This is a genomic window from Streptomyces sp. NPDC058665 (assembly GCF_042714995.1).
Taxonomy (GTDB): Bacteria; Actinomycetota; Actinomycetes; order Streptomycetales; family Streptomycetaceae; genus Streptomyces.
This window is the reverse complement of sequence record NZ_JBHXRX010000001.1, coordinates 7,365-26,421: the sequence shown is the minus strand read 5'-3', so window position 1 is coordinate 26,421 and position 19,057 is coordinate 7,365. Positions and strand designations below refer to the sequence as shown.

Sequence of the window (19,057 nt, the reverse complement as noted above, 5' to 3'; positions counted from 1 at the left end):
TCTGCTACGCCCTGCGGAATACGCCCGATACACCTGCGATACCGGCGACGACCATTGTCCCAGGCCCCTACGACAATGCGAAAACGACTTGTCGCCCCATGGGAGAATGGGACGACGTACAGACCCTCTACAGGAACGGCTCCCAGCCCATGGCCCCGGTCACTTCCCTCGCATCGACCGTCGATCAGCGCATCGCGGACGCCCTCTCGGCAGCCCTGCCGGAGGCCGGCACCGCGGACCCCCTGCTGCGACGTAGCGACCGGGCGGACTTCCAGGCCAACGGGATGCTGGCCCTCGCCAAGAAGCTGAAGGGCAACCCGCGCGAGCTGGCGGGCAAGGTCGTGGACGCGCTCTCCCAAGGAGACGTCATCAAGGAGGTCGAGGTCTCCGGCCCCGGCTTCCTCAACATCACCGTCACCGACCGGGCGATCATCGAGACGCTGGCCGCCCGGGTCGCGGACGACCGGCTCGGCGTCCCGTACGCCACCGAACCCGGCACGACGGTCATCGACTACGCGCAGCCCAACGTCGCCAAGGAGATGCACGTCGGCCACCTGCGCTCCGCCGTGATCGGCGCCGCGATGGTCGAAATCCTGGAGTTCACCGGCGAGAACGTGATCCGGCGCCATCACATCGGCGACTGGGGCACGCAGTTCGGCATGCTCATCCAGTATCTGACCGAGCACCCGCACGAGTTGGACCACAGCGGTGGGCAGGAGACCTCCGGCGAGGAGGCGATGTCCAACCTCGGCCGTCTCTACAAGGCCGCCCGCACGCTCTTCGACTCCGACGAGGAGTTCAAGGGCCGCGCCCGGGACCGGGTCGTCGCACTCCAGGCCGGTGACGCCGCGACCCTGGACCGGTGGCAGCGGTTCGTCGACGAGTCGAAGATCTACTTCCGCTCGGTCTTCGACAAGCTCGACATGGAGATCCGGGACGAGGACGTCGTCGGCGAGTCCGGCTACAACGACATGCTCGAAGAGACCTGCCGCATCCTTGAGGAGACGGGCGTCGCCGTCCGCTCCGACGGGGCGCTCTGTGTCTTCTTCGACGACGTGAAGGGCCCCGACGGCAATCCGACGCCGCTGATCGTCAAGAAGACCAACGGCGGTTACGGGTACGCGGCGACCGACCTCTCCGCGATCCGCGACCGGGTGGGGAATCTGAAGGCGAACACCCTGCTGTACGTGGTGGACGCCCGCCAGTCGCTGCACTTCAAGATGGTCTTCGAGACCGCCCGCCGGGCCGGCTGGCTGAACGACCAGGTTCACGCCGTCCAGCTCGCTTTCGGCACCGTCCTCGGTAAGGACGGCAAGCCGTTCAAGACCCGTGAGGGCGAGACGGTGCGGCTGGTGGATCTGCTGGACGAGGCGGTGGAGCGCGCGTCCGCGGTCGTCCGGGAGAAGGGCGAGGGCCTTGGTCTCACGGAGGACGAGATCGTCGAGCGCGCCACCGAGGTGGGCATCGGCGCGGTGAAGTACGCGGACCTGTCGACCTCCGCGTCGCGGGACTACAAGTTCGACCTGGACCAGATGGTGTCGCTGCACGGCGACACGAGCGTCTACATCCAGTACGCGTACGCCCGGACGCGGTCGATCTTCGGCAAGGCCGGCGACCGTACGCCGGTGGCCCGTCCCGAGCTCGAACTGGCCCCGGCGGAGCGGGCGCTGGGGCTGCACCTGGACCAGTTCGGCGAGGTCGTGGCGGAGGCGGCTTCGGCGTACGAGCCGCACAAGCTGACGGCGTATCTGTACCAACTGGCTTCGCTGTTCACGACGTTCTACACCGAGTGCCCCGTCGTTAAGCCGGCGCCGCCGCAGGAGGTCGCCGAGAACCGCCTGTTCCTGTGCGACCTCACGGCCCGCACGCTGCACCAGGGGATGGCGCTCCTCGGCATCCGTACGCCCGAGCGGCTGTAGGGCCGGCCGGCGGGCCGCTCACCGCGCCACTCACCGCAGGACGCCGCGTATCTCCGGGTACTCGACCTCGTCCGGCAGCCGGTAGCCGAGCACGATGAGCCGCGCCGCGACGTCCGCCGGGCTGCGCCCCGTGAGGCTCGCGCTGCGCAGCACGCTCTCCAGGTGGACGTCGTCCAGGTATGAGCGGGTGACCGTGTCCAGGAGCGCGATGTCCGCCTCGTCCACGGTCTCGGGCAGGCCGGCGTTCTCGTGCAGCCAGTGCCCCAGCGCGGCCAGTCTCTCGGCGACCTGGGCGGGGGTACGGCCCGTGACCAGGGCCGCGCGCAGGATGTGGCGCGCCTGGAGCCCGACGACGTCGTTCTTCATCAGCCAGGGCGCCCGGCCGTCGAGATTCTCGCTGAGGAGGACGAGGTCGTCGGCCTCCGGGCTGTCGGGGACGTTCCCGTCCGGCGGCTGGCAGCCCAGTTCGCCCAGCCGGGCGAGGATGTCCTCGCGCGAGCGGCCCGTGTCCCGGGCCACGGCAAGGACGTGCCCGACGGGCGCGGCCGTCCAGGGGCCGATCCAGCGGTGGGACGCGGTGTCCCGGATCCTGAGGATCCGCTCGTCCGCGGGTTCGGGCGTGTACGGCAGCCGCAGGCCGAGTTCGGTCAGCCTCTCGGCGGCGACGCGCGGGCTGCACGCCAATTCCTGAGCCACGCCGAGCACATGCTGCGCGGACACCTCGTCGCCCCAGTCGAGCCAGCCACCCCGGCGGCTGGTGCGGATCAGCGCGGCATCACGCGGGTCGGCGCTCTCGGGCAGCGGCCGGACCCCGGTCCCGACCTGGAAGCCGTAGGCGCCCATGCGCCGCGCGACATCGGCCGGGGACCGCGCGGCGCGGGCCGCCGACTCGATGATCTGCCGCAGGGGCACGGTCTTGTCGACATCGACCGGAGTGAGGCCGTACGTCGACTCCACGCTCATGATCAGCGCGTCGTCGTCGGGCTCGACCGCGTCGGGCAACTGCCCTTTGGAGCGCTGCACGTCGGCGTATCCCAGTGCGCCCAGCCGTACGAGCACGTCGGCGGGGCTCCACTTCAGCCTGGCCGCGATGATCAGCACGATCCCGTACGGCACCTGCTTCGCGGGATCCCGCCAGGGGTACCTGCCGTTCAGACTGCGACTGGCGATCAGATGGTCGTCCGGGTCCTGGGACTCGGGGGCACGGGGCTGGGATTCGCGGGGCATGGTGTGGCCTTTCGATGGAGGTGGATGACGCGGGTGCTCATTCGGACGCCGCGATGTACCGGCCGTCCTCGTCCCAGTCGTCCACCTCGCGTTCGTGCTTCGCGGTCAGATCCACCCGCACCCCCGCCGGCTCCAGCGCCGTCCAGATCCGCAGCATCATCTCGTCGCTGATGAAGTGGTGGGAGAGGTCTAGCTCCCGCAGATGGGTCAGAGGCTGCCCCTGGAGCAGCGCCTCCACCCCGTCGTCGGAGAGCGTGCCCAACGACAGGCTCAGCGAGGTGAGTTGGGGCACGACGGGCGCGGAGGCGAGTGCGGCGGCCAACTCGTCCTGGATGAAGCTGTTCTGGAGGCCGAGATGGCGCAGGGCGGGCTTGCCCTCGCCCGCGAGCAGCGGGGCGAGCTGCTCGACCGTGACGCCGCCGCCGTAGTTCTCGTCACCGAGCCACAGCTCCAGGCGTTCCAGCGACGGCAGTTGGGCGGCGGCTATCTGCTCCACCGCGTTCGGGGGCAGCCCGCCGGACTCGACACGCAGGACGCGCAGGTTCTCGTGGCCCGAGACGGGGAAGTCCAGGCCTTCCCCGCCGCGCACGGCCAGCTCCGTGAGCCCCGGGAACGCCGCCAGGAGCGGTGCGAGATCACCGAGGTAGATCGAGGAGATCATCGCCTGCTCGTCCTCCAGATCGCCGAGGAAGAGCGCTTCGAGCCCGGTCAGCCGGGGGGCCAGATCGATCAGATCGTCGTCCCCCATCCCTCCGTCCCCGTCGTACCAGGGCTGTCCGAAGATGATCGCCCGGACCTTCGCCAGATCCACGGACTCGGTGAACCGCTTCCAGCAGTCCTCCCCGCTCTCTTCGTTCTCGTACGGCTCCCGGTCCAGGCGCCAGGCGACCTCGTCGGCGGATGGCAGGTCGGCGGGGTCGGCGTACGGCGGGAAGTTGTACGCGGGCAGGCCGTGGAAACGCTCCACATGGTGCACGTAGGACAAGATCAGTCTCCTGAGACTCCGTATGCCCGGTCACCGATCAGCGATCACCGATCACCGGTTCGAGGACGCCATCCTTCCGTCTCCGGCGCTCCTCTCGCAGGCGCTTGCTTACCTCGCGGTGCGTATCGCACCAAATAGTCGGTACTTGTGGGCAGAAGTCCTCCGGCCGAAGATCGGGAGCGACCCCGTCGGCACCTCCCGAGGAGCACCCGTATGTCCCCGAGCCCCAAGCCCGCCGTCTCCGTCATCGGCCTCGGCATGATGGGCACCGCCCTGGCCGTCGCCTTCCTCGGCGCCGGGCACCCGGTCACCGTCTGGAACAGATCGGCCGCCAAGACCGGGCCGCTGGCCGCCCAGGGCGCCCTTCCGGTGGACACGGCCGCCGAGGCGGTCGCCGCGAGTCCGCTGGTGGTCGTCTGCCTCTCCACGTACGACACGGTCCGCGCCGTCCTCGAACCGCTCTCCGGGCAGCTGGCCGCCAAGACCCTCGCCATCCTCACCAACGGCACCCCCGAGCAGGCGCGTTCACTCGCCGCCTGGGCGGCCGAGGAGGGCGCCGAGTATCTCGACGGCGGGATCATGGCCGTTCCGCAGATGATCGCGGGACCGCACGCGTACGTCCTCTACAGCGGTCCGCGCGAGGTCTTCGACGCGCACCAGGGGACGTTCGCGGCGCTCGGCGGCACGACGTACGTCGGCGCCGACCCCGGTCTGGCCGCGCTGTACGACCTGGCGCTGCTCACCGGCATGTACGGGATGATCACGGGGGTGATGCAGGCGTACGCCCTCGTCCGTACGGAGGCCATCGCGGCCACCGAGTTCTCGGAACTGCTGGTGCCGTGGGTGGGCGCGATGCTCGGCGCCGCGCCCGCGTGGGCGGCGGCGATCGACTCGGGGCGGCATCTGACGGACGTGTCGAGTCTGGCGGTCAATCAGGAGGCGTTCCCGAACCTGCTGAGCACGTTCGCCGCGCAGGGGGTGAGCGGCGAGCTCTTCGCCCCCGTCCAGGACCTGCTGGACCGCGCGATCGCCGAGGGGTACGCGGCCGACGGGCTGTCGCGCCTCGCCGACCTGCTGCGTACGCGGCCGGGTCAGCCGTTCCCCGCCTGAAGTTCCACAAGCCGAACTCCGTTGTCAGTGGCGGCCCTTAGTGTCTCCTGCATGGCGACGCTCCCCAATCCCCTGCCCGCTCTGGCCGCCGACCCCTCCGGGCGCTCGGCCGGGCTCCAACTGCCGCCCGGCAAGCTGGTCGACGCGACCATCGACGGGACCTGGCACGAACCGCTTCTGTGGTACGCGGACGAGCCGGCGTCCCCGACCGCCTGGGCCGATCTGCTGCCCGCCCGCAGAACGGCCGGGCTGCACCCGCTGCTCGTGCACGGGGGTCACCGCGAGCAGTGGCCCGAGGAGTGGGAGCTGAGCCCGGATTCGGTGTCGTATCCGGGCGACCACGACGCGGAGGACGTCCTCGCGGGCTCCTGGGCGGACGTGACGGAGGAGGACGAGTGGCCGGGCCTCGCGCCGGCTCCCGACCCGTTGTCGTCCGGTGACCCGGACAAGGAGGCCGCCGAGATCGCCTCCCTCCTTACGGACGAGGGCAGTTGGATGCACGGCGCGCGCGTCGCCCTGGTCCCGGCCCGCCGCAGCGCGGACATACCGGCGGCCATCGGCTGGACGGGGCCGCTGAACCACGAGGGCGACGTGGCGCGGCTGTCGGCGGTGCTGCGGTCGTGGGAGGACCGGTTCGGGATACGGGTGGTGGCGCTCACGTTCGACCAGCTGGTGGTCTCGGTGGCCGCACCGCCGACGACCCAGGAAGAGGCGGAGGCGGTCGCGGCGGAGCACTTCGCGTTCTGCCCGGACAACGTCAACCAGGGCCGCCACACCACGCTTCCGGCGTACGCCACGCACCAGGTCCTGGGCCAGCCGGCCTGGACTTTCTGGTGGGACTAGGTCCCGTCCCACCGGACAAGGCCCAGAGGGGCACCCCCTAGGCCAAATACGTGAATCACCCAGGTCACGCCGTGGCCTTTGGGCGACTGGACAGATACATCGATCAAGGGGTTACACAACGAACAGAGGAACGAAATGGACATGACGAACAAAAGAGCTCTTACTGTGCTGAGCGCGGCGGTGCTGGCCGCGGTACTCCCCACCTCCGACGCCGCCGCGGACGAGACCAACACCCATTCCCACAACGGCTTCACACTGCTCTCGGTCGGTCAGATCGACGACCCGGCCGAGGACGTGCTGGAACACGCGACGGTGTTCGGCGAGACGCGCATGACAGAGGGAGCGGAGGCGCCTGATTCGGCGGAGACACCCGAAGCGCCGGACACCGCGTAGGCCGCGCCTCAGGGGATCTGGCCCGAGTCGTTCACCGCCGCTGTCTCCCACTTCGACCCGCCGAGCGGGTAGTCGTACGACGGCCGCCCCTGCCCGCCGCTCGTACGGAACGGCTTCCCCGCGTCGTCCACCCGGAGCGTCCCCTGCCGGCCGCCGCTGGACCACTGGAGTTCCAGGTACCAACTGACGTCGCGGGCAGAGGCGTTCGCGGTGATGTAGAAGACCTCCGGGTCGGACTCGCTCACCTTGTAGGGGAAGTCGCGCTGGCCCGACTTCGGTACGGAGGCGGGGCGGCCCTCGTCCAGGTTCACGGCGAAGGACTTGGTCGAGACACCGCCGCCGCAGCCGACCCCCATACCGAAGTCGTTCCAGGCGAGCGGCTCCCCGGTCTCCACCACGCGCACGTCGAGCGACTTGAGTACGACGGTCTCGCTCCCGGTGCCCTGTACGGCCAGTTCGATGAACTGGCTGCCGCTCGCGACCGCGCCGAGCGCGCCCACCCAGCCGGGGGCGTCCGGCTCGGCGGGGGGCGGGGGGACCTGCTCCGGGGGACGGTCGATCAGATAGCGCTGACTGCACGGGCTCTCGAAGGCGTACGGCTTGGTGGTCACCGTCACCGGCACCCCGGCGGCCGACCCCTTCCCGGCGTCGCCGCCCCCGTTCTCCTTCTCCCGCGGGGTCGCCTTGTCCGACGGACTCGCGCTGCGCGAGGGCGACTTGTCGGGGGACGGTGATCCCGACGGCGAGGCGGACGGCGGGGCCGTCTCCGGCGCACCGCCGGCCTCGGTCCCGGACGCGACGGGGGAACGGTCGCTCGACGGATCGTTGAGAGGACCGAAGACGAGGGCGGGTACGGCGACGGCCACGACGACCGCAGCGGCGGCGAGAGTGACGTACAGACGCTTCCTGCGGCGCGAGGGAGGCGTGGCGCCGGCGGGCGGGCCGGCGTCGGGAGCCGGGGCTTCAGCCGTTTCAGCCGGTTCACTCCGCTCAGAAGACCCGGAAGACTCCGAAGGCTCGGCCACCTCCGCCGCCTCCGCCGTCTCCACCGCCGCCTCCCCCGCCCCCGCCGACGCGTTGGCCGGCGGCGCGGACCGCGACCGCCGCCGCGCCTCGTCCGCGAGAATCCACCGCCGGTGCAGCTCCACGAACTCCTCGCCCTTCGCCCCGCACAGCCGCCCGAACCGCTCCGCCACCGCGAAGTCGGCGGGCACGGCGTCGCCGTTGCAGTAGCGGTGCAGCGTGGACGTACTGACATGGAGCTTCGCGGCGAGCGCGCCGTAGCTCTGTCCCGAGCGGTTCTTCAGCTCGGTGAGCAGTTCGGCGAAAGCTCTGGATTCGGTCGTCGCCACTCGCGGTTCCCCTCCACGTACGTGTGCCACAGTGCGCGGCCGTTCCAGGAACGCGTCCCAGGGAAACATCGTCCCCGCAGGTCAAAGCCGTCTCAGCGTTCCAGCTTCCCTCATTGTCCCTTGCCGATTGCGGCCGCTTCCGACCGCCCCGCAAGGTGGGTGCAGCACCCGCCGAACGAGGAGGAGCGATCCGAACCCGCCTCCGCGACAGCCTCGTCGATGCCGTGGCCGTCTGCGTACTCATCACCTGCACAGCCGTGCTGCTCGTGCTCATCAACCGCTACTGAACGCACCACAACGGGAGACAGAGACTCATGCGTAACCTTCGATTCCGCTCGGCCGCCACCACCGCCACCACCGCGCTCGTGGCCGCACTCGCCCTCACCGCCTGCGGGCCGGACGACGTGGTCAACTCCACCCCGAAGCCGGACTCCACGGCCGCCGCCGGCACGGCCACGGACGCGCCGGACGCCAAGGAGAGTGAGCAGCCGCCCGCCGACCAGAACACGGACAAGGGCAACGGAAACGACAACGCCAGCGACGCCAACGGCAGCAGCGGGAGCGGCAGCGACAAGAGCGCCGGCAAGGGCAGCTCCAAGACCAAGACCTCCACCTGCACCGGCGACAACACCAACGTCACCGTCACCAAGGTCAGCCGGCCCCTCAACCACCTGCTGGTGACCGCCACCAACACCGGCAGCGGCGACTGCCACGCCTACTACGCGCCCCTCCTCGGCTTCGACGAGGCCCAGGCCGTCACCCAGATCAACGAGGACAGCAAGCCGCAGGCCGTGGTCACCCTGTCGCCCGGCCAGTCGGCCTACGCCTCGATCGCGCTGGGCGGCGTCGACGGCGCCCCGACCACCGCGGCGTACAAGCTCAGCGTCCACTTCTCGGGCCGCGCCAACGAGGGCTCGGAGGGCTCCTCAGCCGGTCCGATCACCCTCCCGAAGGGAACGGCGACCACCGCGGACACGTCGGTCTCCTACTGGCAGTCGACCATGGCCGACGCCCTCACCTGGTAGCCGGGGCGGCCGGTCACGCGCGGGCGGCGTCACAGCGCCCGCGCGACCTCCGTCGCCCAGTAGGTGAGGATCGTCCCGGCGCCGGCCCGCTTGATCCCGGTCAGGCTCTCCAGGATCGCCTTGTCCCGGTCGATCCAGCCCTTCTCGGCCGCCGCCTCGATCATCGCGTACTCACCACTGATCTGGTACGCGGCGACGGGCACGGCCACCTCGGCGGCGACCTTCGCGAGCACGTCCAGATACGGCCCGGCCGGCTTCACCATCACCATGTCCGCGCCCTCTTCGAGGTCGAGCGCCAACTCCCGCAGGGACTCGCGGGAGTTGGCCGGGTCCTGCTGATACGTCTTGCGGTCGCCCGTCAGCGACGAGCCGACCGCCTCCCGGAACGGGCCGTAGAACGCGGACGAATACTTCACCGCGTACGCCAGGACGGCCACGTCCTCCTTGCCGATGGTGTCCAGCGCGTCCCGGGCGACGCCGACCTGGCCGTCCATCATCCCGCTGGTCCCCACCACATGCGCACCCGCGTCGGCCTGCACCTGGGCCATCTCCGCGTACCGCTCCAGCGTCGCGTCGTTGTCGACGCGCCCGGCGGCGTCGAGCACCCCGCAGTGGCCGTGATCGGTGTACTCGTCCAGACAGAGGTCGGACATGATCACCAGGTCGTCGCCGACCTCCTCGCGCACCGCCCGGATCGCCACCTGGAGGATTCCCTCCGGGTCGGTCCCGGCCGTGCCGAGCGCGTCCTTCTTCGCGTCCTCCGGCACCCCGAACAGCATGATCCCCGAGACACCCGCGGACACGGCGTCCACGGCCGCCTTCCGCAGCGTGTCCAGGCTGTTCTGGACGACCCCGGGCATGGCCGAGATGGCGACGGGCTCGCCGACCCCCTCCCGCACGAACGCGGGCAGGACCAGGTCTGCCGGGTGCAGCCGCGTCTCGGCGACCATGCGCCGCATCGCGGGGGTGGTCCGCAGCCGACGGGGCCGGGTGCCGGGGAAGGAACCGTACACAGTCATGGTGAGTCGCCTCATGAGTCCGGAAAGGGCGGTTGTTCGGTGCCCTTCCACGCTACGCCGCAAGGCCGGCGTCCCGGGACGGGTACCCCCGCCCCGGGACGCTCAGGTCGTACGCCGCCGTCTCGATCCCGGTCGCCGTTCGCTGGGCCGGGTGACCGTTTCTCCTGCTTCCCGGGCCGCCTCCCGGCGCGCCGCGCCGAACGCCGCCAGCGCCTCAGCCAGCTTGTGCACCGAGGGCTCCGGCGCCAGCACGTCCACCCGCAGACCGTGCTCCTCCGCCGTCTTGGCGGTCGCCGGACCGATGCACGCGATGACGGTCACGTTGTGCGGCTTGCCCGCGATGCCGACCAGATTCCGCACGGTGGACGACGAGGTGAACATCACCGCGTCGAAACCCCCGCCCTTGATGGCCTCCCGAGTCTCGGCGGGCGGCGGCGACGCGCGCACGGTCCGGTAGGCCGTGACGTCATCGACCTCCCAGCCCAGCTCGATCAGCCCGGCCACCAGCGTCTCCGTGGCGATGTCGGCGCGCGGCAGGAACACCCGGTCGATCGGGTCGAAGACCGGGTCGTACGGCGGCCAGTCCTCCAGCAGCCCGGCCGCGGACTGCTCGCCACTCGGCACCAGGTCCGGCTTGACGCCGAAGTCGACCAGCGCGGCGCCTGTCTGCTCCCCGACGGCGGCGACCTTGATCCCCGCGAAGGCACGGGCGTCCAGCCCGTACTCCTCGAACTTCTCCCTGACGGCCTTCACCGCGTTGACGGAGGTGAAGGCGATCCACTCGTAGCGCCCGGTGACGAGCCCCTTGACCGCGCGCTCCATCTGCTGGGGCGTACGCGGCGGTTCGACCGCGATGGTCGGGACCTCGTGCGGTACGGCCCCGTACGACCGAAGCTGGTCGGAGAGCGACGCGGCCTGCTCCTTCGTACGCGGGACGAGCACCTTCCAGCCGAACAGCTGCTTCGACTCGAACCACGCGAGCTGGTCGCGCTGCGCGGGCGCGCTGCGCTCCCCGACCACGGCTATGACCGGCTGGTGCCCGGCCGCCGACGGCAGGACCTTCGCCTGCTTCAGCGTGAGCGCGATCGTGCCGAGCGTCGCGGACCAGGTGCGCTGGCGCGTCGTCGTACCGGCGACGGTGACCGTCATCGGCGTGTCCGGCTTGCGGCCGGCGGCGACGAACTCGCCCGCGGTCGCGGCGACCGTGTCGAGCGTCGCCGAGACCACCACCGTGCCGTCGCTCGCGCCGAGTTCGGTCCAGCAGCGCTCACCGGCCGTACGGCTGTCGACGAACCTGACGTCGGTGCCCTGCGCGTCCCGCAGCGGCACACCAGCGTAGGCGGGCACACCGACGGCGGCGGCGATACCGGGCACGACCTCGAAGGGAATGCCCGCGGCGGCGCACGCCAGCATCTCGGCGCCGGTGTCGCCGTCGAGACCGGGATCCCCGGTCACCGCACGGACGACCCGCTTGCCACCCCGCGCGGCCTCCATGACAAGATTGACGGCATCTCTGATCGCGGGGATACCGGCGGCTGTTGACGCATCGTCAACAATCGTCAGCTCAGGCGTGCTCACTCCCGCACGCGCATGGCCGCGTACGAGTTCGAGCACATCAGGCTCGGCGATCAGTACCTCCGCCCCCGCGAGCGCCTCGACGGCGCGGAGTGTCAGCAGACCCGGATCCCCGGGTCCGGCACCCAGGAAGGTGACGTGCCCTGATGCGGAGACGGCCGGATGATGGTCGGCGATGGGGCTCAAAGTGCTCGCTCCCCCATAAGACCGGCCGCACCCTTGGCGAGCATCTCGGACGCGAGTTCGCGACCGAGCGCGACGGCGTCGCCGTGCGACGTGGGTACGGGACCGGTGATGGACAACTGCACGAGCGTCGAGCCGTCGGTCGTGCCGACGACACCCCGCAGGCGCAGTTCGTTGACAAATCGCGCGTCCTGTCCGTCGCCCAGCAGGTCGGCCAGCGCACCCACAGGTGCGCTGCAGCCGGCCTCCAGGGCGGCGAGCAGGGAACGTTCCGCGGTGACGGCGATCCGCGTGTGCGGGTCGTCGAGGCCGGCGAGTGCGGCGGTGAGTTCCAGGTCGGAAGCCACGCATTCGACGGCGAGTGCCCCCTGGCCGGGGGCCGGCAGAACGGAGTCGACCGACAGGAAGTCGGTCACCTCGGCCGTCCTGCCGAGGCGGTTGAGACCGGCCGCGGCCAGCACGACCGCGTCGAGCTCACCGTCGTGGACGTAGCCGATCCGGGTGTCGATGTTCCCGCGTATCGGCACGGTCTCTATGAGCCGGCCGTGGTCCCGGGCGTACGCGTTGAGCTGCGCGGTGCGCCGCGCGGAGCCCGTACCGATCCTGGCGCCGTGCGGCAGCCGGTCGAAGGTCAGCCCGTCGCGTGCGATGAGCACGTCCCTGGGGTCCTCACGGCGCGGTACGGCGGCCAGCACGAGGGCGTCGGGCTGCGCGGTGGGCAGGTCCTTGAGCGAGTGGACGGCGAAGTCGACCTCGCCGCGCAGCAGCGCGTCGCGCAGCGCGGTGACGAAGACGCCGGTGCCGCCGATCTGGGACAGCTGCTCACGGGAGGTGTCGCCGTACGTGGTGATCTCGACGAGCTCGACGGCCCGTCCGGTCAACTCCCGTACGGCGTCGGCCACTTGCCCGGACTGGGCCATGGCCAGTCTGCTGCGCCTGGTGCCGAGTCTCAGTGTCTTCCCGGTCATACCCGCCCTCGGTTCTTGACGTCGACCGCGTTCCGGTCGCCGACCTCGTTGCGGTCCGCCCGGCTGACGGCGGCGACCGTCTGCGGGTCGAGGTCGAAAAGTTCACGCAGCGCGTCGGCGTAACCGGCGCCGCCGGGCTCACCGGCGAGCTGCTTCACCCGCACGGTCGGAGCGTGCAGCAGCTTGTCCACGACGCGGCGTACGGTCTGGGTGATCTCCGCGCGCTGCCGCTCGTCGAGGCCGGGGAGCCGGCCTTCGAGACGAGTGATCTCGCCGGCGACGACGGAGGCGGCCATGGCGCGCAGGGCGACCACGGTCGGGGTGATGTGCGCGGCGCGCTGGGCGGCGCCGAAGGCCGCGACCTCGTCGTTGACGATCCGCTTGACCTGGTCGACGTCGGCGGCCATCGGGGCGTCGGCCGACGCCTCGGCGAGGGACTCGATGTCGATCAGCCGGGCACCGCGCAGCCGGTGGACGGCCGCGTCGATGTCGCGGGGCATGGCGAGGTCGAGGAGCGCGAGGTCCCGGCCGCCGGCGAGGGCGGACTCGACGGCGTCGGCCGTCAGCACCAGCCCGGTGGCGCCGGTACAGGAGACGACGACGTCGGCACGTGTCAACTCGGCGTCGACGGTGCCCATGTCGACCGCGCGGGCCCTGACCCCCGTACCGCCGGGCTCGCCCAGGATCGTCACCAGCCGGTCCGCGCGGTCCGCGGTGCGGTTGGCGACGACGATCTCGGCGACCCCGGCGCGGGCGAGTGTCGCGGCGGCGAGCGAGGACATCGATCCGGCGCCGATCACCAGCGCCCGCCGGCCCCGGGCCCAGGCCCGTACGTCCGCGCCGGCGGCGAGCTGTTCGAGACCGAAGGTGACGAGCGACTGCCCGGCGCGGTCGATCCCGGTCTCGCTGTGGGCGCGCTTGCCGACGCGCAGCGCCTGCTGGAAGAGGTCGTTGAGGAGACGTCCCGCGGTGTGCGACTCCTGGCCGCCGGCGAGCGCGTCCTTGATCTGCCCGAGGATCTGCCCCTCGCCGACGACCATCGAGTCCAGTCCGCAGGCCACCGTGAGGAGATGGTGGACGGCGCGGTCCTCGTAGTGCACGTAGAGATAAGGGGTCAGCTCGTCCAGGCCGACACCGCTGTGCCGGGCGAGGAGCGTGGAGAGCTCGGCGACGCCCGCGTGGAACTTGTCCACGTCCGCGTACAGCTCGACCCGGTTGCACGTGGCGAGGACGACGGCCTCGGTCGCCGGTTCGGAGGCGAGTACGTCCTGAAGGAGCTTGATCCTGCTGTCCGGTGACAGCGACGCCCGGTCCAGCACGCTCACGGGCGCGCTGCGGTGGCTCAGACCGATGACCAGAAGACTCATGCCGGCATCACGGCGGGGACTTCCCCGTCGGGTCCCTTCCGGCTCGCGGTGGTGGAGCGGACCGGCGGCGGGGTGCCGGCCTCGGCCGCGGCGGCTTCCTCACCGGCCTTGCGCTGCTCGTGGAAGGCGAGGATCTGGAGCTCGATCGAGAGGTCGACCTTCCGTACGTCCACGCCGTCCGGCACGGTCAGCACGGTCGGCGCGAAGTTGAGGATCGAGGTGACGCCGGCGGCGACGAGGCGCTCGCAGACCTGCTGGGCACCGCCCGCCGGGGTCGCGATGACCCCGATGGAGACGCCGTTGTCGCTGATGATCCGCTCCAGCTCGTCCGTGTGCTGGACCGGGATCCCGGCGACCGGCTTGCCGGCCATCTCGGGGTCGGCGTCGATCAGCGCGGCGACCCGGAAGCCGCGGGAGGCGAATCCGCCGTAATTGGCGAGCGCGGCGCCGAGGTTGCCGATGCCGACGATGACGACCGGCCAGTCCTGTGTGAGGCCGAGTTCACGGGAGATCTGGTAGACGAGGTACTCCACGTCGTACCCGACACCGCGCGTTCCGTAGGAGCCGAGATACGAGAAGTCCTTGCGCAGCTTCGCGGAGTTGACCCCGGCGGCCACGGCGAGTTCCTCGGACGACACCGTGGGTACGGAGCGCTCGGAGAGTGCGGTGAGTGCCCGCAGATACAGCGGAAGGCGGGCGACCGTGGCCTCGGGGATTCCTCGGCTACGGGTCGCCGGTCGGTGAGTTCGGCCAGTTGCCACGGTGCTCCTGCGGGATGAGCGGGGCTGCAGGCGGCCGTATGTCCCAGGACCGCCCCGTCCTGTGCAGGTTATGCCTTTGTGAACGCGTGCACAAAGATTGTGTCCGCTTTGTCCGCGCAAAGTGACCGGCGTCACGCGACCCGTTCGAGGGATCTTGGAACCCTCGACCGTACCGGTCCGTTCAACCCATGATGGGGGCAAAGCAGTACAACTCCTCATGACCACACCCCCGAGACCACCCTCTCCGCGCCCGCCGAGCCGGTCGTCCCGGCTCTTCGGAAAAGGCTCGGCAAAGCGCCCACGATCGTAACCGTCTTTCTGTCAGGCCCCCAGTTCCTTGCGGAGACGATCGGCGTCCACGCGCCAGAAAGTGTGCTGCTCGCCGTCCACGAGCACGACCGGGATTTGCTCCCAGTAAGCGCGACGCAGCTCTTCGTCGACCGTGATGTCCTTCTCCTCCCAAGATGCCCCGGTCTCGGCGCACACCGCGGCCACGACGGCGCGCGCGTCGTCACAGAGATGACAGCCGGGTTTGGAGACGAGCGTCACCACACGCTCGGCCGGATTCTTCTTCGTACGACGCAGGAGAGGGCTCATGCCGTCCATTCTCCGCGCCCCGCGAAGACCCCCCGGACAGGGCCCGGCCCTCCGCCTTCTCGGAGAGTTCACACCGACGGCACCCCGGCGCGTCCGGAAGTACCGAACAGACTGACTATGCTCACGCTATGGCCGCACTGGGATGGCTCACCCCCCGTAAGCGCTCCGCGACAGCACGGAGCGTGCTCGCGGGTGAGGCCGCAGCAGAGGCAGGACTCAAGTCGTCACAGGAGATCGACGGCGTCGGCGCGGCACCGACAGGCACCGCCGCCGACCCGGCCGTGCCGGACTTCCCCGTCTTCGGTGACGCGCGCGCCGCTGCCTTCTTCGACCTGGACAACACCGTCATGCAGGGCGCCGCGATCTTCCACTTCGGCCGCGGGCTCTACAAGCGGAAGTTCTTCCAGCGCCGCGAACTGGCCAGATTCGCCTGGCAGCAGACCTGGTTCCGGCTCGCCGGCGTCGAGGACCCGCAGCACATGCAGGACGCCCGCGACAGCGCGCTGTCCATCGTCAAGGGCCACCGGGTCTCCGAGCTGATGTCCATCGGCGAGGAGATCTACGACGAGTACATGGCCGACCGCATCTGGCCCGGCACCCGCACGCTCGCCCAGGCACACCTCGACGCCGGGCAGCAGGTCTGGCTGGTGACCGCCGCGCCCGTCGAGACGGCCACGATCATCGCCCGGCGCCTCGGCCTGACCGGCGCGCTCGGCACCGTCGCCGAGTCGATCGACGGCGTCTACACCGGCAAGCTCGTCGGCGAGCCGCTGCACGGCCCGGCGAAGGCCGAGGCGGTACGGGCACTGGCCGCGGCCGAGGACTTCGACCTGGACCGCTGCGCGGCGTACAGCGACTCGCACAACGACATCCCGATGCTCTCGCTCGTCGGACATCCGTACGCGATCAACCCGGACAGCAAGCTCCGCAAGCACGCCAAGGACCGCGAATGGCGGTTGCGCGACTACCGGACGGGCCGCAAGGCGGCCAAGGTCGGCATCCCGGCGGCAGCCGGGGTCGGGGCGCTGGCAGGCGGCACGGCCGCTGCGGTGGCACTGCACCGCCGCCGCCGCTGACCCGGCGCCGACCCGCCGCCGCTGCCTGACTCAGGCACAACAGATCACCTCAGCTGACAGATCGTGACACCAAGCGATCAATAACTGCTCACGATGTGCTACTTGATTCGCCGTATAGGCGTAACAGAAGCGACGTAATCGATGATTTGAGCAACTGGGTGTAGTGCTGCCTGTACGAAGCGTTATTCTCCTCAGACGCATACCGGACCCCACACGTCGCCACGACGAGTGAATGGTCCCGCACTGAACGTGATGGAAGCTCTGCCTCTGGGAGTCCCGTGTACCCACACGTCGGGGTTGACGCCTCGGGCCTGGCTACGCTGCGCGCATCGGTCCTCGACCACTTGCGCGGCTTCGTCCCCACCGCGTACGCCGTCCCCGCCCTCGCCGCCGCGGCCCCTGCCGTGAGCGGCCCGATTGGTCCTTGCTATGCCCTGGCGAACGGTGGTGCGGCGGTCGGCAGACGGGGAAGCCGGCACAGCGCCACCACCGCCTCCTCCACCCCTGTCCGCCGCCCCACGGCCGACAGCGACAGCGCCCGCATGATGGAGCTCGTCGAGCGCGCCCAGGCCGGCGAGGCCGAAGCGTTCGGCAGGCTGTACGACCAGTACAGCGACACCGTCTACCGCTACATCTATTACCGCGTGGGCGGCAAGGCAACCGCGGAGGACCTCACCAGTGAGACCTTCCTGCGCGCCCTGCGCCGTATCTCCACATTCACCTGGCAGGGCCGCGACTTCGGCGCCTGGCTGGTCACGATCGCTCGGAACCTGGTCGCGGACCACTTCAAATCGAGCCGCTTCCGACTGGAAGTGACCACAGGCGAAATGCTCGACGCCAACGAGGTCGAGCGCAGCCCGGAGGACTCCGTCCTTGAGTCCCTCTCCAACGCCGCGCTGCTCGAAGCCGTACGGAAACTCAACCCCCAGCAGCAGGAGTGCGTGACCCTGCGCTTCCTGCAAGGGCTCTCGGTCGCCGAGACCGCCCGGGTCATGGGGAAGAACGAAGGAGCGATCAAAACCTTGCAGTACCGGGCCGTTCGCACACTGGCGCGGCTGCTCCCGGAGGACGCCCGCTGATACGTACCGACGGGTCCGGCGCACCGTTCAACTCACCGTTCAACTCACGGTCGGTGACGCCTCGATGACGCACTGGTCCGATCATCTTTCGCGCGTAACCCAAGTGCCGCGACGCTCGTTGTGCGGGATGCAGGCTCCCTGTGGATGCGCTCAAGGCGTGCAACCTTCCGAACCCTCAGGGGAGTCGATCGTCATGACGAGAGGAGGTGCCGCCAGTGATCGCGAATGTCTCGGCACACCGGCGGGCGAACGCCTTCGCCCAGGCCCTGGAAGACCGGGCGCCCCAGGGCGAGGCGGCGGAGCAGCCCGCCGCTTCGGCCGAACCGACTGAGCAGGGGCGGCTGTTGGCCCTGGCGACCGGTCTCGGAGAACTACCGAGACCCACGCTGGACCCCGAGGTCAAGGTGGTGCAACGGGCACAGCTCGTGGCAGCCATGGAGGCCATGCTTCAGGAGGGCACCGCGGACGGACGGGCGGACACCGGCCCCGCGGTGCCCGAGCAGCGGCGGACATCCGGGAGAGGAGCCCACCGGGCGTCCCCGCTCCGGGGACTCCGGAGGCTCCGGCCGAAGTCCCGCTGGTCCAAAGGGCTCGCGGCCGGAGGTCTCACCGTCGGTGTCGCCGCCGGCGCCTTCGGCGGAGTGGCCGCCGCCAGTTCCGATGCCCTGCCCGGTGATTCGCTGTACGGGCTGAAGCGCGGCATGGAGGACTTCAAGCTGGGCCTGGCCGACGAGGACGCCGACCGCGGCGGTCTCTATCTCGACCACGCGTCGACCCGGCTGAGCGAAGCCCGCCGCCTGCTCGAACGTGGCCGCTCCGGCGCGCTCGACCATGAATCGCTCGGCGAGATCCGCCGGACGCTCAACGGCATGAGTCACGACGCCACCGAAGGCCACCGGCTGCTGAACCAGGCGTACGAGAAGGACGGCAAGATCAAGTCGATCGCGACGCTCTCCTCGTTCTCCGCGTCGCACCGCGCCATCTGGGACGGCGTGCGGGACCAGCTGCCACCGCAGCTGAGCGACGTGGGCAGCCAGGTCAACTCGGTGTTCGACGCCATAGACGAGGACGTCGCCCCGCTTCAGTCGCTGCTGCCCCGCTCCCCGGACCAGGACCGGCGCCCACAGAATCCGGGCGGCGCCACCACCAACGAGTCCAACGGCTCGGGCGGCGGCCCGGACATCGGCCCGTCACCGTCGAAGTCGGCCCCCGACACGGGCCGTACGGACAACGGCGGGAAGCCGAGCCCGTCCGGTCCCGGAGCCACGGAGAACGACGGGCTGCTGCCCACCGCCCCCGGCGATCTGCTCAACCCGCCACCGGGCGACGGCCTTCCGTCGGCGCCCGGCCAGGGCGGCATCCCCCCGGCCCCGGACATCACGATCCCGCCGCTGCTGCCCGACCTGCTGCCGGGTCTGGGCATCGACACCGAGGACGTGGACTGACGAAGGCGCGGCAGCCGGAAGAGGAGGGGGGGGGGGGGCGGCCCCCCCCCCAAGAAAAAGAGGCGAAACGCGGGGACAAAAAAACAGAACCCGCCGCGGACAAAAGGGTTTTTGTAGGGTGTGTTTTATAGGA

At 70.4% G+C, this 19,057-nt stretch carries 18 protein-coding genes; 9 read left to right on the top strand and 9 right to left on the bottom strand.

Going from position 1 to position 19,057, the window contains the following annotated elements; all coding sequences use genetic code 11:
* Window positions 1-149 precede the first annotated feature (149 nt).
* On the top strand, window positions 150-1,919 hold the full coding sequence (gene argS / locus ACFWV8_RS00135) for an arginine--tRNA ligase (RefSeq protein WP_384196893.1): 1,770 nt from the start codon (window positions 150-152) through the stop codon (window positions 1,917-1,919).
* Between the two features lie 30 nt (window positions 1,920-1,949).
* Here argS and ACFWV8_RS00130 read toward each other — a convergent pair whose 3' ends face one another.
* Window positions 1,950-3,146: a hypothetical protein gene (locus tag ACFWV8_RS00130; protein ID WP_384196587.1), complete on the bottom strand. Its 1,197-nt coding sequence runs from the start codon at window positions 3,144-3,146 to the stop codon at window positions 1,950-1,952.
* A gap of 37 nt (window positions 3,147-3,183) precedes the next feature.
* Window positions 3,184-4,122 carry an STM4015 family protein gene (locus ACFWV8_RS00125; RefSeq protein ID WP_384196891.1) on the bottom strand — a complete coding sequence of 313 codons (939 nt, stop codon included), beginning with the start codon at window positions 4,120-4,122 and terminating at the stop codon, window positions 3,184-3,186.
* A 222-nt stretch (window positions 4,123-4,344) separates the two neighbouring features.
* Between ACFWV8_RS00125 and ACFWV8_RS00120 the strand changes: the two genes are divergently transcribed.
* The 3 genes from ACFWV8_RS00120 (at window position 4,345) to ACFWV8_RS00110 (ending at window position 6,477) form a co-directional block, all read left to right on the top strand.
* Entirely contained in the window at window positions 4,345-5,241 is an 897-nt protein-coding gene (locus tag ACFWV8_RS00120; protein WP_384196585.1) for an NAD(P)-dependent oxidoreductase, read from the top strand.
* Window positions 5,242-5,292: 51 nt separating this feature from the next.
* Window positions 5,293-6,084 (top strand): DUF4253 domain-containing protein, encoded by a 792-nt coding sequence (locus ACFWV8_RS00115; RefSeq protein WP_384196583.1) that lies wholly within the window; start codon window positions 5,293-5,295, stop codon window positions 6,082-6,084.
* Window positions 6,085-6,225: 141 nt separating this feature from the next.
* Window positions 6,226-6,477 carry a hypothetical protein gene (locus ACFWV8_RS00110; protein ID WP_384196581.1) on the top strand — a complete coding sequence of 84 codons (252 nt, stop codon included), beginning with the start codon at window positions 6,226-6,228 and terminating at the stop codon, window positions 6,475-6,477.
* Between the two features lie 8 nt (window positions 6,478-6,485).
* Here the strand turns inward: ACFWV8_RS00110 and ACFWV8_RS00105 are convergent, their stop codons facing one another.
* Window positions 6,486-7,829 carry a helix-turn-helix domain-containing protein gene (locus ACFWV8_RS00105; protein WP_384196579.1) on the bottom strand — a complete coding sequence of 448 codons (1,344 nt, stop codon included), beginning with the start codon at window positions 7,827-7,829 and terminating at the stop codon, window positions 6,486-6,488.
* A gap of 155 nt (window positions 7,830-7,984) precedes the next feature.
* On the opposite strand from ACFWV8_RS00105, the gene ACFWV8_RS00100 reads away from it, so the two are divergent.
* Window positions 7,985-8,116, top strand: a complete 132-nt coding sequence (locus ACFWV8_RS00100; RefSeq protein ID WP_384196577.1) for a hypothetical protein — start codon at window positions 7,985-7,987, stop codon at window positions 8,114-8,116.
* Between the two features lie 27 nt (window positions 8,117-8,143).
* A complete protein-coding gene (locus ACFWV8_RS00095; RefSeq protein ID WP_384196575.1) occupies window positions 8,144-8,854 on the top strand; it encodes a DUF4232 domain-containing protein in 711 nt (236 codons plus the stop codon).
* Between the two features lie 29 nt (window positions 8,855-8,883).
* Here ACFWV8_RS00095 and hemB read toward each other — a convergent pair whose 3' ends face one another.
* The 6 genes from hemB to ACFWV8_RS00065 form a co-directional block, all read right to left on the bottom strand.
* Entirely contained in the window at window positions 8,884-9,873 is a 990-nt protein-coding gene (hemB, locus tag ACFWV8_RS00090; RefSeq protein ID WP_384196573.1) for a porphobilinogen synthase, read from the bottom strand.
* Window positions 9,874-9,975: 102 nt separating this feature from the next.
* Window positions 9,976-11,634: a bifunctional uroporphyrinogen-III C-methyltransferase/uroporphyrinogen-III synthase gene (locus tag ACFWV8_RS00085; RefSeq protein ID WP_329383506.1), complete on the bottom strand. Its 1,659-nt coding sequence runs from the start codon at window positions 11,632-11,634 to the stop codon at window positions 9,976-9,978.
* Window positions 11,631-12,599: a hydroxymethylbilane synthase gene (hemC, locus tag ACFWV8_RS00080; protein ID WP_384196572.1), complete on the bottom strand. Its 969-nt coding sequence runs from the start codon at window positions 12,597-12,599 to the stop codon at window positions 11,631-11,633. Before hemC ends, ACFWV8_RS00085 begins: the two co-directional genes overlap by 4 nt.
* Window positions 12,596-13,966: a glutamyl-tRNA reductase gene (locus tag ACFWV8_RS00075; protein ID WP_384196571.1), complete on the bottom strand. Its 1,371-nt coding sequence runs from the start codon at window positions 13,964-13,966 to the stop codon at window positions 12,596-12,598. The genes hemC and ACFWV8_RS00075 overlap by 4 nt, the downstream gene beginning before the upstream one ends.
* Window positions 13,963-14,727, bottom strand: a complete 765-nt coding sequence (locus ACFWV8_RS00070; protein ID WP_384196570.1) for a redox-sensing transcriptional repressor Rex — start codon at window positions 14,725-14,727, stop codon at window positions 13,963-13,965. The genes ACFWV8_RS00075 and ACFWV8_RS00070 overlap by 4 nt, the downstream gene beginning before the upstream one ends.
* Window positions 14,728-15,048: 321 nt before the next feature.
* Window positions 15,049-15,324 carry a glutaredoxin family protein gene (locus ACFWV8_RS00065; protein ID WP_384196569.1) on the bottom strand — a complete coding sequence of 92 codons (276 nt, stop codon included), beginning with the start codon at window positions 15,322-15,324 and terminating at the stop codon, window positions 15,049-15,051.
* A gap of 128 nt (window positions 15,325-15,452) precedes the next feature.
* On the opposite strand from ACFWV8_RS00065, the gene ACFWV8_RS00060 reads away from it, so the two are divergent.
* The 3 genes from ACFWV8_RS00060 (at window position 15,453) to ACFWV8_RS00050 (ending at window position 18,924) form a co-directional block, all read left to right on the top strand.
* Complete coding sequence (locus tag ACFWV8_RS00060) at window positions 15,453-16,400, top strand: HAD-IB family hydrolase (protein ID WP_329383520.1); 948 nt, start codon at window positions 15,453-15,455, stop codon at window positions 16,398-16,400.
* 278 nt (window positions 16,401-16,678) lie between these two features.
* Complete coding sequence (locus ACFWV8_RS00055; protein ID WP_384196567.1) at window positions 16,679-17,479, top strand: ECF subfamily RNA polymerase sigma factor, BldN family; 801 nt, start codon at window positions 16,679-16,681, stop codon at window positions 17,477-17,479.
* Between the two features lie 215 nt (window positions 17,480-17,694).
* The gene (locus ACFWV8_RS00050; protein ID WP_384196566.1) at window positions 17,695-18,924 is read left to right on the top strand and encodes a DUF5667 domain-containing protein; all 1,230 of its coding nucleotides are present in this window, start codon (window positions 17,695-17,697) and stop codon (window positions 18,922-18,924) included.
* The last annotated feature ends 133 nt before the right edge of the window (window positions 18,925-19,057 follow it).

What these genes read in the sequence shown, in the direction of transcription:
- argS (WP_384196893.1), top strand. Translation starts at nt 150, where the DNA reads ATGGCCCCGGTCACTTCCCTCGCATCGACCGTCGATCAGCGCATCGCG.
- ACFWV8_RS00130 (WP_384196587.1), bottom strand. Translation starts at nt 3,146, where the DNA reads ATGCCCCGCGAATCCCAGCCCCGTGCCCCCGAGTCCCAGGACCCGGAC.
- ACFWV8_RS00120 (WP_384196585.1), top strand. Translation starts at nt 4,345, where the DNA reads ATGTCCCCGAGCCCCAAGCCCGCCGTCTCCGTCATCGGCCTCGGCATG.
- ACFWV8_RS00115 (WP_384196583.1), top strand. Translation starts at nt 5,293, where the DNA reads ATGGCGACGCTCCCCAATCCCCTGCCCGCTCTGGCCGCCGACCCCTCC.
- ACFWV8_RS00110 (WP_384196581.1), top strand. Translation starts at nt 6,226, where the DNA reads ATGACGAACAAAAGAGCTCTTACTGTGCTGAGCGCGGCGGTGCTGGCC.
- ACFWV8_RS00095 (WP_384196575.1), top strand. Translation starts at nt 8,144, where the DNA reads ATGCGTAACCTTCGATTCCGCTCGGCCGCCACCACCGCCACCACCGCG.
- hemB (WP_384196573.1), bottom strand. Translation starts at nt 9,873, where the DNA reads ATGACTGTGTACGGTTCCTTCCCCGGCACCCGGCCCCGTCGGCTGCGG.
- hemC (WP_384196572.1), bottom strand. Translation starts at nt 12,599, where the DNA reads ATGACCGGGAAGACACTGAGACTCGGCACCAGGCGCAGCAGACTGGCC.
- ACFWV8_RS00075 (WP_384196571.1), bottom strand. Translation starts at nt 13,966, where the DNA reads ATGAGTCTTCTGGTCATCGGTCTGAGCCACCGCAGCGCGCCCGTGAGC.
- ACFWV8_RS00065 (WP_384196569.1), bottom strand. Translation starts at nt 15,324, where the DNA reads ATGAGCCCTCTCCTGCGTCGTACGAAGAAGAATCCGGCCGAGCGTGTG.
- ACFWV8_RS00060 (WP_329383520.1), top strand. Translation starts at nt 15,453, where the DNA reads ATGGCCGCACTGGGATGGCTCACCCCCCGTAAGCGCTCCGCGACAGCA.